At 66.2% G+C, this 13212-nt stretch carries 18 protein-coding genes; 17 read left to right on the top strand and 1 reads right to left on the bottom strand.

What is annotated here, in order from left to right; translation table 11 throughout:
* Nucleotides 1–3: 3 nt before the first annotated feature.
* From NF20_RS27495 to NF20_RS25425, 10 genes are all read left to right on the top strand, one after another.
* The gene (locus tag NF20_RS27495) at nucleotides 4–219 is read left to right on the top strand and encodes a GIY-YIG nuclease family protein (RefSeq protein ID WP_011723791.1); all 216 of its coding nucleotides are present in this window, start codon (nucleotides 4–6) and stop codon (nucleotides 217–219) included.
* Nucleotides 219–1091: a hypothetical protein gene (locus NF20_RS25380; RefSeq protein ID WP_033711052.1), complete on the top strand. Its 873-nt coding sequence runs from the start codon at nucleotides 219–221 to the stop codon at nucleotides 1089–1091. The genes NF20_RS27495 and NF20_RS25380 overlap by 1 nt, the downstream gene beginning before the upstream one ends.
* Nucleotides 1088–1594 carry a hypothetical protein gene (locus NF20_RS25385; RefSeq protein WP_033711050.1) on the top strand — a complete coding sequence of 169 codons (507 nt, stop codon included), beginning with the start codon at nucleotides 1088–1090 and terminating at the stop codon, nucleotides 1592–1594. The genes NF20_RS25380 and NF20_RS25385 overlap by 4 nt, the downstream gene beginning before the upstream one ends.
* Nucleotides 1591–1914: a hypothetical protein gene (locus tag NF20_RS25755; RefSeq protein WP_050593667.1), complete on the top strand. Its 324-nt coding sequence runs from the start codon at nucleotides 1591–1593 to the stop codon at nucleotides 1912–1914. Before NF20_RS25385 ends, NF20_RS25755 begins: the two co-directional genes overlap by 4 nt.
* Nucleotides 1911–2276 (top strand): hypothetical protein, encoded by a 366-nt coding sequence (locus tag NF20_RS25400; protein ID WP_033711047.1) that lies wholly within the window; start codon nucleotides 1911–1913, stop codon nucleotides 2274–2276. Before NF20_RS25755 ends, NF20_RS25400 begins: the two co-directional genes overlap by 4 nt.
* Nucleotides 2277–2354: 78 nt before the next feature.
* Nucleotides 2355–2720, top strand: coding sequence for a hypothetical protein (locus NF20_RS25405; protein ID WP_033711044.1), 366 nt, complete (start codon nucleotides 2355–2357; stop codon nucleotides 2718–2720).
* Nucleotides 2720–3307 (top strand): hypothetical protein, encoded by a 588-nt coding sequence (locus NF20_RS25410; RefSeq protein ID WP_033711042.1) that lies wholly within the window; start codon nucleotides 2720–2722, stop codon nucleotides 3305–3307. The genes NF20_RS25405 and NF20_RS25410 overlap by 1 nt, the downstream gene beginning before the upstream one ends.
* 313 nt (nucleotides 3308–3620) lie before the next feature.
* Nucleotides 3621–4031 carry a hypothetical protein gene (locus NF20_RS25415; RefSeq protein WP_011723785.1) on the top strand — a complete coding sequence of 137 codons (411 nt, stop codon included), beginning with the start codon at nucleotides 3621–3623 and terminating at the stop codon, nucleotides 4029–4031.
* The gene (locus NF20_RS25420; RefSeq protein ID WP_011723784.1) at nucleotides 4021–4431 is read left to right on the top strand and encodes a hypothetical protein; all 411 of its coding nucleotides are present in this window, start codon (nucleotides 4021–4023) and stop codon (nucleotides 4429–4431) included. The genes NF20_RS25415 and NF20_RS25420 overlap by 11 nt, the downstream gene beginning before the upstream one ends.
* Entirely contained in the window at nucleotides 4428–4661 is a 234-nt protein-coding gene (locus tag NF20_RS25425) for a hypothetical protein (RefSeq protein ID WP_011723783.1), read from the top strand. Before NF20_RS25420 ends, NF20_RS25425 begins: the two co-directional genes overlap by 4 nt.
* A 71-nt stretch (nucleotides 4662–4732) precedes the next feature.
* Here NF20_RS25425 and NF20_RS25430 read toward each other — a convergent pair whose 3' ends face one another.
* A complete protein-coding gene (locus tag NF20_RS25430; protein WP_011725525.1) occupies nucleotides 4733–5965 on the bottom strand; it encodes an IS256-like element IS1245 family transposase in 1233 nt (410 codons plus the stop codon).
* A 677-nt stretch (nucleotides 5966–6642) separates the two neighbouring features.
* On the opposite strand from NF20_RS25430, the gene NF20_RS25440 reads away from it, so the two are divergent.
* The 7 genes from NF20_RS25440 (at nucleotide 6643) to NF20_RS25470 (ending at nucleotide 13211) form a co-directional block, all read left to right on the top strand.
* Complete coding sequence (locus NF20_RS25440) at nucleotides 6643–7002, top strand: hypothetical protein (RefSeq protein ID WP_033711331.1); 360 nt, start codon at nucleotides 6643–6645, stop codon at nucleotides 7000–7002.
* A 223-nt stretch (nucleotides 7003–7225) separates the two neighbouring features.
* Complete coding sequence (locus NF20_RS25445; protein WP_155947482.1) at nucleotides 7226–8503, top strand: hypothetical protein; 1278 nt, start codon at nucleotides 7226–7228, stop codon at nucleotides 8501–8503.
* 137 nt (nucleotides 8504–8640) lie between these two features.
* On the top strand, nucleotides 8641–10062 hold the full coding sequence (locus NF20_RS25450) for a hypothetical protein (RefSeq protein ID WP_050593683.1): 1422 nt from the start codon (nucleotides 8641–8643) through the stop codon (nucleotides 10060–10062).
* Complete coding sequence (locus NF20_RS25455) at nucleotides 10059–11333, top strand: phage protease (protein ID WP_224112137.1); 1275 nt, start codon at nucleotides 10059–10061, stop codon at nucleotides 11331–11333. Before NF20_RS25450 ends, NF20_RS25455 begins: the two co-directional genes overlap by 4 nt.
* Before the next feature lies 1 nt (nucleotide 11334).
* Nucleotides 11335–11733, top strand: a complete 399-nt coding sequence (locus tag NF20_RS25460; protein WP_033711329.1) for a capsid cement protein — start codon at nucleotides 11335–11337, stop codon at nucleotides 11731–11733.
* 108 nt (nucleotides 11734–11841) lie between these two features.
* Nucleotides 11842–12879, top strand: a complete 1038-nt coding sequence (locus NF20_RS25465) for a hypothetical protein (protein WP_033711328.1) — start codon at nucleotides 11842–11844, stop codon at nucleotides 12877–12879.
* Entirely contained in the window at nucleotides 12879–13211 is a 333-nt protein-coding gene (locus NF20_RS25470; protein ID WP_033711327.1) for a hypothetical protein, read from the top strand. Before NF20_RS25465 ends, NF20_RS25470 begins: the two co-directional genes overlap by 1 nt.
* The last annotated feature ends 1 nt before the right edge of the window (nucleotide 13212 follow it).

The following is a 13212-nucleotide window of genomic DNA, read 5'->3' on the forward strand; positions in this document are numbered from 1 at the left end:
CGGGTGTACGCCGGCGACACGCTCGCATACGTCGGCGTTTCCGCAGACCCGAAAACCAGAATCGCGAAGCACCGCCGCAAGCCGTGGGGGAAGTCTTTCGACCGCATCGGCCTGCAATGGTTCCCAAGCCGCGCAGACGGATTCGCCGCCGAGCGCGCCGCAATCCTCGCTGAACGACCGCTGTACAACACCGCCCGACCAAGAGGAGCGATGCTCTGATGCCGCGCATTCGCACGATCAAACCGGAGTTCTGGGATTCGCCCGACACCGCAGCAGCCGACCTGCGGACGCGGCTGCTGTACATCGCCATGTGGAACTGGGCCGACGACTACGGCATCGGCGATGCGACCCCGGTTCGGCTGATCGGGTTCGCGTTTCCCAACGACGAGATACCAGTGTCGGATTATCCGAGGATTCTCTCGGAAGTTTCGAGAGCTTACGGAGTGGTGTTCTTCGAGCACTCTGGACGCCGATATTTCGTCATTCCTGAGTGGGAAAAGCATCAGCGTACCGAGAAGCGCGCCAAGCCGAACGAGGCTCTCATCGAAGCCGCGAATGCGGCTATTTCCGCAGCTCAACGGCCAGACGCGGAATCTCCGCGGAATTCCGCGGAGATTCCGCCGCTCAGTGACGGAACTCCCGGCGCTGGAACAGGGGAACAGGGGAACAGGGGAACAGGGGAACCCCCCTACCCCCCAAACGAGCAACCGGCGCTACCCGCGCGGCGCAAGCCGCGTGACGGGTCGGGGGAAGCACTCGCCCGGGTTCGCGAGCTGAACGCCAACGCGCGATCGACAACCGCGTACGGCATCGCCGAAACGTTCAGCGCGTCACTGCCCGTCCCGATCGAACGCGGACACCTCGTCGAGATCGGCAAGCAGATCGACAAGTGCTTGCGGTCGAACATTCCGCCGCCGGCGATCGCAGCCGGCCTCAAGGCGTGGTCGTCATCCGACTCGTGGTCGCCGACGCAGATTCCGAACTTCGTGCACAAGGCCAACAACGGCGCCCTGGCCGACAAGGCGACAGCCAAGGCCGTCGGATACGCCGACGCCGCCGACGAACTGCTAGCGGAGGTAACCACGCTATGACGACCGCCATCAACGCCACCGAAGCCGACGTGCGTGCCGTCGCTGAAGTGCTGCAACTCGCGTCAGTGCTGGACACCCGGGCGCCGGCGCCGAACAAGGCGCGCGTCGCCGCGTGGGCCGAAGGCGTGCACCGCCATCAGCTCACCCGCGACGACCTGCTCGACGGCCTACAGGCGTTCTACGACTCGCCGAGCACGCACGCCATCAACATCGGTGACCTGATCTTTCACGCCCGCATCGTCAAACGCGCACGGCTGGAACGTGAACCCGACGAAGACCGCGACACCCGGCGCGAGCTGGCCGATGCGAAAGCCGAACCCGACTTCACGGCCGCGCTCGCCGCCGCCGCGATCACCGGGCCGACGAAGCACCGCACCGATCGGCTGACTGCCGCGGAGCGCGCGTTGCAGTGCTGCCACGGCAAGCACGAGTCGATCGCGGCCATGCGGGAGTACTTCGCCGCCAAGGCCGAAGCCCGTAACACGCAGGCGGCCGAACGATGACCGCGCCTGATCCGCAACGCCAGCAGCGCATCGACGACGCCGTTCGCCGGATTCACACGATGAACGACCAGCTCGCCGTCTTCTACGCCGCCCGCGCGAAATGGGCCACAGGCAAAGGCAACGCCGACAAACGCACCGTCCTGGCCACCGTCCGCGACTGGTGGCCCGCAACACGCATCGCCAACCACGACCAGGCCGACGCCCTCGTGCTCGCAGCGATCGGAGCGTTCCACGCCGGCGACCCGATGCCCTTCGCCGTCAAGGAACGCCACAGCGCGAACCTCGCCGCGGTGCAATGGCCCGAGCTGGTGACACGATGACCCTCGTCAACTTCTGGTCACAGGACTTCAAAGAGCACATCGCCCGCACCGTCGCCACCGTCGAACCGCAGCAGATCCGACTGCTGCCAGTCGGCGACCTCGCCGGCAACATCATCCGCGCCGCCGAGCTCGTCGACGGCATCCACCTGACCATCACCGGCCTCACACCCGAATTCCGATGCAAACTCGTCGACGGCCTCAACGGTGTACTCACCATCGAAGAACACCCAGCATTCGCGTTCGTCTACACCCAAGCCCACTGGGACGGCGCAACCATGCACATCACCGCCGTCCCCTACGTCACCTACCTACGCCGATCCTGCCTACCCGACTGGTACGTCCCGGATGAAAGGTTCTGCTGACAAGTGGCGAATTGCCAACAATGCCAAGCACACTCAGAACTATTCCTGTGCACGCAATGCCAGCAGGATCTGTACGAGATGCTGCAGGGCCTCGCGATCGGCCAGTGGGTCGGCGCACCAACACTCGGCGAGCCCGAGCCCGCGGTCGGCGGCCGCACCAAGAGCGGTGGCCGCTGGTGGATCGAACACCAATCACCCGGCCGCATCGACGCCCTGCAAGATGAAGCCTGGGGACGCACCCGCAAAGGCGGCTCGGCACGCCGCTCCAACGAACGCACCACACCCCTGCTCGTCCGCCTCGGGCCCGATGCAAACGCGACCGCCGAAACCCAATGGGCCGGAAGCCCAACCGAAATCCTCGACAACCTCCACACCACACTGCTCGACTGGGTCACCGCCGTCAACACCAACACCGAAACACTCGCCGCAGGAGACGCAGACTAATGACCAGCACCGCCGACCTCGCGCTACACCTGGCCGCCAACGTCCACGCCATCGCCCGCCGCCCAGACGCCGGCGCCTGCTACGCCCAAATCAAAGCCATCGTCGACGACATCGAACGCGTCATCAACCGGCCACCAGCACCCCGCTTCTGTGGCCAATGCGACACCATGATCGAACGCAAAATCTGCGGCCTCGCCCTCTACGCGCCCCGCGACGCCATCGAAGTCACATGCCCAAACCCCTTGTGCCGCACCACCCACAACATTGAACGCCTCTACAACCGCACCCTCAACAACGCCGACAACAAGACATTCCCCCGCGAGGTGCTGATCGGCAATCAACGCACCGACGCCGACCGCTACACCACCGGAATCATGGGCGAACTCGGCGAATTCGTGCACTGGCGCACCTTCGCCCGCTGGGTCCGCGAACACCAACTCAAACCCGCGATCTGGGTACGCCCCAACGGCCGCAGAGTCTTCACCCGCCACTCCAGCGAAGACACACCCGAATACCGGCTCGCCGACGTCCGAAAAGTCAAGCGCCACATGGACCGAAAGACCGGCAAAGCCAAAATGGCCAGCTGACGGAACGCACGGTTATCGGTGAGCCATGAAAGACCACAGACTAGGTGCTGGCCCCCGTTTAGACATCGGGACAAGGCACCTTCAGGGCGGGGCGATGCTCCGGTGTCGTCCCGCCCCTCCAACCTTGACAGAAGAGCAAAGGAATATCGGCATAATGCACCCCTACCAACGCGACCCGCAAAGCGGCGCGGGGAATTGCATCTGCGGCCACCCTCAGCTACCGTGACACACCAACGGGCCTTCAACGCGCCCAAAAACACCCAAGCCACCCCAAACGCGGGTGGCTTTTCGCATTTCACAGAGGTCCACGCAAATGGCCGACATGCCGGGCAACACCCAACCACGCGGCGCCGATATCGAAGTCTGGGAAGACTGGCCAGCCGGACACGGTTACGACGACGTCGGCGCCCTCGTGCCGCGGCGCATCAAAATCAACGGTGCCGAACTACTAGCCCCGGCCGACCGACCCGTACTCGAACTCAGCCGAATCGACGGCAAAAACTGCCTCGCCGCAACGGTCAACATGTTCGTGCGCTCCCTGGTAATCCACCCGGTCGAATTCGAGCCGCCCGCTGACTACGTGACACCCGAGCGCCGCCACGCCGAATTCTGCGAACTCACGCCGTCGTACAAGGTCCACTTCGACGGAGACACCGAAGAACTGCTCAACGTGCTTCAGCAATCCGGACGGAAGTTCTCGCTGCGAGACGCCGATGCCCAGTAACAACGAGGCCGTCGCGAAACTCATCGCCGACAACCTGCACAACCTCACCATCCCCGGCCCCGACGGCCAACCCGTCCGCTACCGACTGCTCTCCCACTCCACCGTCGGACACTCACCCGAAATGGCCGACAAGATCAACCGCCGCGCCCTCGACGTCGCCCGCGCCATCGTCCACCACATCACCAGCGCCGGCTACACCATCAGCCACCCCAACGACCCCGCACCCACTGACAACCTCGGCCCCTACCTCGTCGCCACCGCATACTGCGCACACTGCGCCTGCGCCATCCACACGCTGACGAACCTCCAGCTCGACCCCAACCGGCCAGACCACTTCACCGCCAAGCTCTACCGGCAAGGCATCGAAGCCATCGGCCACAACCACCGGTGCTGGGAATGAACCACCCCTTCGAGCCGCCGCCCATCCTGGCCCAGCTGCTGCCCTTCCACGAAGCCACCAAACGCCTGCAGCGCAACCAGATCGGCGCATGGCTCGGCAAATTCGCCCACCTCATGACCAGCCACCCCCGCTTCCCCGCAACCATGACCGTCACCCAACAAGACGACCGCACCTTCGTGCTCACCGTCATCGTCGACGGCCCACCGGAACTCCCCACACCACCAGCCTGATCCCCGTGGGTCACGTCCCGTGGAGTGGTGTAAGAGCGGTCGCGTGTCCGCGTGTGGCTCTGTGGTAGCCACTATGCCGTGAGAGCGGCTGTGGGGGCAATGGTTTCGGCACTTTGGTCACTGACGTCGAGCAGAGCGAGGCTGGTCTCGGAGAGGTAGCGCTTGTCGGCGACCTGCCATTCGTCGTGGGCCTCAACGAGTACCGAGCCGGCCAGCCGTAACAGCGCGGCGGGGTTGGGGAACACGCCGACGACGTCGGTGCGGCGTTTGATTTCCTTGTTCAATCGCTCCAGTGGGTTGGTTGACCAGATCTTTTTCCAGTGGGCCACCGGGAAGTCGGCGAAGGCGGTGATGTCGGCGGCGGCCTCGCGCAACATGGTTTCGACCTTGGGGAACTGGCGGCCGAGCATGCCGGCGATGGTGTCGAGTTGTTCGCGCACGTGCTCGGCGTCTGGCTGGGCGAAGACGGTGCGGATCGCGGCGGCGACCATCTCTGCGGAGCCCTTGGGCACTTGGGCGAGCACGTTGCGCAGGAAGTGCACTCGACACCGCTGCCAGGCGGCCCCGATCAGCACGGCGTCAATGGCACTGCGCAGTCCGGCATGGGCATCGGAGATGACCAGTTGGACTCCGGCCAGACCGCGGGATTTCAACGACCGCAAAAACGCGGTCCAGAACGCCCCGTCCTCGGAGTCTCCGACCTCAAAGCCCAGTACCTCGCGGCGCCCGTCAGCGGCCACCCCGGTGGCGATGACCACCGCCTGCGACACCACCCGATGATTCACCCGGGCCTTGCAGTAGGTGGCGTCGAGGAAGACATACGGAAAGCGCTGATCACCCAACGGCCGGTCCCGGAAGGCCGCGACCTCGGTGTCGAGGTCTTTGCAGATCCGGCTGACCTCGCTTTTGGAGATCCCGGTATCGGTACCCAGTGCCTTGACCAGATCGTCGACCTTGCGGGTGGAGGTGCCGTGCAGGTAGGCCTCCATCACCACCGCGAACAAGCACTGATCGACCCGGCGACGCCGCTCCAACAACGCCGGGAAAAATGACCCGGTGCGCAGCTTGGGAATCCGCAGTTCCAGGTCCCCTGCGACCGTGGACAGCGTGCGCGGACGCGAGCCGTTGCGCTGATTGGAGCGGGTCTCGGTGCGCTCATGGGGAGAAGCCCCGATGAACGCGGTCAACTCCGCGTCGATCAAGGCTTGGTAGATCGTTTCGGCGGCTTGAGTGATCCGCTCACCGGCATCGGCGGTGCGCAGTGCGTCGAGCACCTCCAGCAAGGCAGACTGGTCCAGGGCCATCGCGATGTTCCTCTCGGTAGTGATTCTTGGTCGTTTCACCACAGAGACTCACGCGATGGCCCTCTTACGTCAGGGACCGACACGCCGCCATCACTTACACCACTCCCCGGGACGCTCCCTCCCGTGCCCGGCACCCATCACCGCACCACCACACAACGCGGCCTCGGCCACAGGCACAAACAGCAAGTCGCCCGCCTCAAACACCACCACATCGACGGCACCCCATGCTGGTGGTGCGGCCAACCCATGTACCGCGACCCCACACTCAACTGGGACCACAAGGCGCTCTCCGGTGACCACTCCATCCCACGCTCAGCCGGAGGCACCCTCGCCGACCGCCTACTCCACGGCACCTGCAACAGCGAACGCGGCGACGGAACCCGCGACCACCAACGCCCAGCACTCACCGGCAGACGCGCGACACACAATCAGCCCGACCTCGGCCACACGGCCATGACCTGGCCTTAACACCTGCATGGACCCATGCAACCGGTCACCGGTCCCACGGTCACCATGGCGCGGCCGGCCCCAGCCGCCCCGACCCTCCCAGCAAACAATGTGCCGCCCGTTGTACCACCCCCCGGCCGAAAAAATCGAGGGGGAGGGGGGCCACGGCGACCGCCGCCCGGTCGCTTTTTTCTCTCCCCCGGACGGAAAACGCACCATTTTGGCAGCTCATGGCGATTGATCCGATTCGGCCGGTGAAGCTTGGTCGCCGCGCAGCTGCGCTGTGGCGCGATCTGGTGCGGCCCGAGACACCGATCGACACGAAGGTGCTCGTCGCTGAAGCCTGCCGGCTGACGGATCGGCTCGACAAGTACGACAAGATCCTGCGCGCTGATCCGATGGATCCGGTTCGCAGCGAGGCCCGGCTGGCGGCGTCGGCGTTGCACCGGATCTTGAACGGTTTGTCGTACGAGACGCATGGAGCGTCGGCCGGCGCGGCGGAGGATCCCCCTGCGACCAGTAAGGCCACCACGATTGCTGACGAGATCGCGGCCCGCAGAGCCGCGCGGCAAGCAGACGCCGCGGGTTAGTCACTTCCCGCGCCCGGAGATCGCCCGGGACTACACCGCGGGCTTGGATGCGCTCGAGTGCGCCAAGATCGCGGGCCGGGAGAATATTCCCTGGCAAGAGCTGGTGGTCCGCGAGGGCATGGCCACCGACGACGCGGGCCGGTGGCTGGCGTTCGAGGTCGGCGTCCTGGTGGCCCGGCAGAACGGCAAGAACGGCGGCATCGAGGTCGTCGAGCTCGGTTGGATGATCAACGAGCCGGGCGTGTCGATCCTGCACACTGCGCACGAGTTCCAGACGGCCATGGAGTCGATGGACAAGCTCGAAGCGCTGATCTTGTCGCACCCGCTGTTGGAGAACGAGGTCGCGCAGATCCGCCGCGGGAACGGCCGGGAGTCGATTCGGCTGAAGAACGAGTCGATCATCCGGTTCCGGACGCGCACGAAATCCGGTGGCCGTGGCTTCTCGGTGGACCGGCTGGTGATCGACGAGGCGATGATCTGGTCGCCGGCGTCGCAGGCGGCGATCATGCCGCTGCTGACCACGGCGAAGAACCCGCAGATCTGGTATCTGGGTTCCGCGGCTGATGAGGAGACGCACGAGTATTGCGGCAAGTGGGCGTCGCTGCGGGCCCGCGCGCTAGCTGGTGATGATCCGAAGCTGTTGTGGCTGGAATGGTCGGCGCCAGAGCCGCCGGAAGATCCGGCGGCGCGTCGGGTTTGGCGTGAGGACCGCGCGAATTGGGCTGCCGCGAATCCGTCGATGGACTACCTGGTGACCGAGGAGTACATCGAAGATGAGTTGGCGGCGTTCCGGCGTGATCTGGCGAAATGGGAGGTCGAGCGGCTCTCAGTCGGCCGGTGGCCGAAGGACATCACCGACGTCCACATCTTCCCGATCGAGAAGTGGGACGCGCTAGGGGACGGATCGCCGGATCTGGTGAACATCTATCCGCAGGTGATTGCGGTGGACCGCGATCCGGTAACGAAGCTGTGGGCGATCGCCGGGGCGACGCGCACTGCTGACGGGCACGCCCATATCGAGATCGGCTACAACCAGGCGGCGTCGGCGACTGAGGTGGTCGAGAAGCTCGTCGACATCGTCACCCAGGCTGACCCGGCAGCGTTGGTGATCGAGTCCCGGTCGCCGGCGGCGGTCCTCAAGCCGTATCTGATCGAGGCTGGCATCGAGCCGGTGATGACGAACACCTCCGAGCTGGCGTTGGCCTGCGAAGGCATCGTCGAGGCTGTCGAAGCGGCCCAGATCACCCATTCCAACCAGGCCGTGCTGAACGAAGCGGTGATCTCGGCGTCGAAACGAGACCTGCCGGGCGACCGGTTCGCGTGGGACCGCAAGCCGGGCGGGCAGATCGTGCAGCTGATGGCTGCGACGTTGGCGCATTGGGGTCTGCTGACGTTCTCTGCGCCGCCGACGCGGTCGGCTGCGCCGTTGGCGGACAACGAAATTGAGACATCCGGAGCCGATTTTGAGCGTGAATTCGACGCCATGAACGCTCCGTTTTGACCTGTTAGGGAGGCTGAGTGGCGCCGAACACGCGCGTACCGGCCGTTAGGCAGCGCCTACCACGCAAGGTTGCAGGGCACAACACCAAGACCGCGGCGCCGGTCACCGAGACAGGGTTCGCGAACCCGTTCCCGGGGATGCTGTCGGCGTTCAGCCAGTGGGACCAGTTCGAGCAGGTTCCGGAGCTGTTGTGGCCCAACAGTGTTCGCACCTACACCCGGATGTGGCGTGAGGATTCCCGGCTGGCCAGCGTGTATTACGCGATCGCGCTGCCGATCCTGCGCACGCCGTGGCGGATCGACCCGAACGGTGCCGAGGACGAGATCGTCGACTTCGTCGCGACGAACCTGGGGTTGCCGATCGTCGGCGACAACGACCCCCAGCCGAAACCGCGCACCAGGGACCGGTTCTCGTGGACCAAGCACCTGAAACTCGCGTTGCGGCATCAGCAGTTCGGGCATCAGGTGTTCGAGCAGGTGTACCGGATCGGTGATGACGGGCGAGCCTATCTGCGGAAGTTGGCGCCCAGGCCGTCCTCGACGATCGCCTACTGGGACGTCGCCCTCGACGGGGGCCTGGTGGGCATCACCCAGTACCCGCCCGGGACGGCGTTCGGGGCTCCGATGGGGACGATGCAGGGCGGCATGAGTGGTTTGCAGCTGCAGATCCCGGTGTCGCGGCTCGTCGTGTATGTGCGTGACCCGGACCCGGGGCAGTGGATCGGCAACAGCTTGTTCCGGCCGGCCTACAAGCACTGGCTGCTCAAGGACGAGCTGATCCGCATCGAGGCGACCGCGGCGCGCCGCAACGGTGTCGGTGTCCCGAAAGTCATTGCCCCGCAGTCGGTTTCTGAGGCCAGTATCGGTAGCTCGGATCTGCAGCCGTATCTGAACATCGCGCGGCAGTTCCGGGGCGGCAACACGGCCGGTGTGGCGTTGCCGTTCGGCGCCGAGATGGAACTGATGGGCGTGCAGGGACAGTTGCCGTCGGGGTTCATCCGGATGGCCATCGAGTACCACGACAAGCAGATGGCGTTGTGCGCCCTGGCGCACTTCCTGAACCTGGACCGCGGCGGCTCATATGCGCTCGCGTCGGTGCAGGAGTCGACGTTCACCCAGGGTGTGCAGCAGGTCGCCGACGACATCCGCGACACCGCCCAGGCCCACGTGGTCGAGGATCTGGTGGACATCAACTTCGGTGTCGACGCGGGCTGCCCGATGCTCGTGGTCGACGAGATCGGTTCCCGCCAAGACGCCTCCGCGGCGGCGCTGCAGATGCTGGTCAACGCCGGGCTGCTCACCGCGGACCCCGAGCTTGAGGCGTTCGAGCGTCAGCAGCTCGGTTTGCCGGCCGCCGACCCGGATCTGCAGGCCGAGAACCCGGCCCAGTTCCCCAAGCCCCCGTCGTCGGTGGTTGAGCCGGACGTGCCGGCCGATACCGAGCCGGTTGATACCGCGTTGCCGGCGCTGCCGTACAAGGGCGCGGCCAACGCCTCGGCCGGGCGCCGCGGCCGCCGGCTGACCATCAATGCCGAAAGAGGAGAGCTGACACTGTGGTGAACCTCGTGACCGTGCCCGGCGTCGAGCTGATGCGGGTGGGCAAGTGGAATCTGTCGACCGGCGAGTGGGAATGCACGACCAAGGAGATCGCCGCGGCGATCGACGCGCACGACAAGGGGCTGCTGCGCAAGCCGGTGATCCGGTTGGGCCACAACGACCCCCGCTTCTCCGGTGACCCGGCGGTGGGCTGGCTGGATAACCTGCGGGCCTCCGAGGACGGGCAGGCGCTGATCGGTGACATGGTCGGCGTCCCGGAGTGGCTGGCCGAGATCCTGCCGTCGGCGTACCCGTCGCGCTCGATCGAAGGCCTGTATGACTACACCGCGCCGGATGGCAGCGAGCACGAGTTCGTGCTGACCGGGCTGGCGCTGCTCGGGGCCACCCGCCCGGGTGTGGAGTCGTTGCAGAGCCTGCAGGATGTGGCCCGGTTGTACGACATCGCCGCGGCCGGCCAGGTCGGCGGCAAGGCGATCGAGCTGACCATCGAAGCCGCCGACGCCCCGAAGCCGTACGGGGACGTCAAGTATGCGGACCCGAAGAACGGCAAGTACCCGATCGACACCGCTGAGCATGTTCGCGCGGCGTGGTCGTACATCAACATGCCGAAGAACCAAAAGGATTACAGCGCAGCAGAATTGGCCCAGATCAAGGACCGCATCAAGGCTGCTGCGAAGAAGTTCGGAATCAAGATCGAAGCCGGCGAGGCTTCCGAAACAGAAGGAGGGGCCATCGTGGCTCTACCCGAAAAGGTCGCCGAAGCGCTCGGTATCGACGCATCCGCCGACGAGGACACCGTGCTGGCCAAGATCGCCGAGCTCAAGCCTCCGGCGCCCGCGGCCGAACCTGAACCCGAGCCGCAGCCCGCGCCGGTCGCGGCGGCCGCCGGCGTGGTCAACGGGCTGGTGCAGATCGAGCAGGCCACCCTCGACGAGCTGAAAGCCGCTGCCGCGCAAGGTGTTGAGGCGCGCGCCCGTCAGATCGCCGAGGAAGACGAGCGCACCGTCATGGCCGCGATCGGCCAGGGCAAGATCGCCCCGGCCCGCAAGGACCACTGGCTGGCCGCGCTCAAGGCCGACCGCGACGGCACCAAGCAGGTGCTGGCCAGCCTGGCGGCCGGCCTGATCCCCGTCAATGAGGTCGGCCACCAGGGCGTGGCCGGCCAGATCGGCTTCGAGGGCGCCCCCGACCCCGAGCAGCAGGCCAAGGACTACGCCCACGGCAGGGTCATGGCCCGTCTCGGATTCCCCACCACGAAAGGCAGCGTGAACTGACATGGCTGGACAGGACTACGTCCCCCTCTATCTCGCCGGCACCCAGGCATCCTGCATCGCCGGTGCGGCGATCACCCAGGGTCAGCTGGTCGTGATCACCGGCGGCACGCTGGTCGGCGGCGGGGTGAACCCCACCGTCGTACCGACTTCAGCGGCGACCTCAGCCCAGGTCGGTGTGGCCGCGGCCAGCGCCGCCTCCGGCGCCCCGGTCAGCGTGTACTTCGGCGGCGTGCACCTGCTGGCCGCCGCCGGCGCGATCAACGCCGGAGACCCCGTCGTGGCCGCCGCGAACGGCGCAGTCGCCGACCTCGGCGACGGCACCACCTACGACCAGGTGATCGGCCACGCGTGGAGCGCGGCCGCAAACGGCCAGGTCGCCGTCCGGCTCGGCGAGTTCTGACCGGCCGCCAGCACCAGCCACACGCACCCCGACTCCCGTAGTGGGTCGGGGTTTTTTCAACCCCGAAACCCGCTGCGCCGCAGCACTTCCAGAAAGGACTAGGTCGAGATGCCCATTCTCGAGCCTCCTGGCTTTCCCACCGGAAACCTTGCCACGCAAGACGTTTACTCGATCAGTCGTTACCTTAACGACCCGACGACCGTGCTGCGCGCGCTGCGCCTGATCGCCGACCAAATCTTCATCGGCAACAAGGTGCTGACCGGGCAGTTCTACACCAAAGACGGGTCGGTCATCTACGAACAGATCGAGTCGATCTTCGCGGCCAACACCCCGCAAGCGGTGCAGCCCGGCGACGAGTACCCGCTGACCCCGGTCCCGACCGGTCCCGCGCAGATGGCCAACGTCGTCAAGTGGGGCCTGGACACGCCGATCACTGACGAGTCGATCGCCCGGCAGAACTTCGACGTGGTCGCGCGGGCGTTCATCAAGATCGTCAACAGCATGGTCGCCCAGATCGACTCGGTGGTCATGTCGGCGATGGTCGCCGCGATCACCCAGTCGGTGAACGCCGGCGCATCCACCATCGGCGGCTCGAGCCCGGCCGGCGGCGCGAACTGGAACGGTTCGGGCAGCAACGCGCCGAAGATCCTGCGTGACGTCATGTTCGCCGAGGAGCTGATGCGCTCCCTCAAGCAGGGCTACCGCGCCAACACCGTCGTGCTGGACCTGCAGACCTTCGCCGCGGTCATGGGCGACCCCAACATCACCGCCGCGCTGCCGCGGGAGGACATGGGTGCCCAGGGCGTGACGAAGAACCCGATCTTCGAGGGCATCGAAACCGGTTTGGCGGTGCGGATGCTGGGCAAGACGTGGCTGTCCACGCCGAACCTTCCCGGCGGCCCGTTCGAGCCGTTCGCCGCGGTCCTCGACGCCACGGTCTTCGGCGCGTTCGTCGACGAGGAGCTGCCCGCCCCCGGATACGTCGGCTCACAGTCCGACGGCTCAGCCAACGACGACGGCCGCTCGATGATCCAGGTCAAGACGATGCGCGAGGACAAGAATGACCGGTGGCGCATCCGGGCCCGGCGCGTCACCACCCCGATCATCATCGAGCCCAAGGCGATCGTGCAGATCGAGGGTGTGTGATGGCCTACCGCGTCACCGCCCCGCTGGTCGTCGCCAAGGACCGCGAAGGCCGAAACCACCACTGCTACGCCGGCGCGATCATTCACTGGCTCGGCCCCGAGCAGCGTGACCGCTGGCTGCGGCTCGGCCTGGTCGAGGAGATCGGCGACACGCCCCCCGCTGCGGCCGCCGCCGACAGCCCCGCGGCCGGGGGCGCCGGGGCGGCCAAGCCCGCCAAGACCGCCCCGGTCGAGAAGTGGGCGGACTACGGGGCGTCGCTCGGCCATGACCGCGATGAGCTGCTCGCCCTGGGCAAGCAGAACAAGCAAGAGCTCATCGACCTGCTCGGGTGAG

Origin of the sequence: Mycobacterium sp. MAC_080597_8934 (assembly GCF_000523975.1) — a bacterium.
In the GTDB taxonomy this organism is placed as follows: Bacteria; Actinomycetota; Actinomycetes; order Mycobacteriales; family Mycobacteriaceae; genus Mycobacterium; species Mycobacterium avium.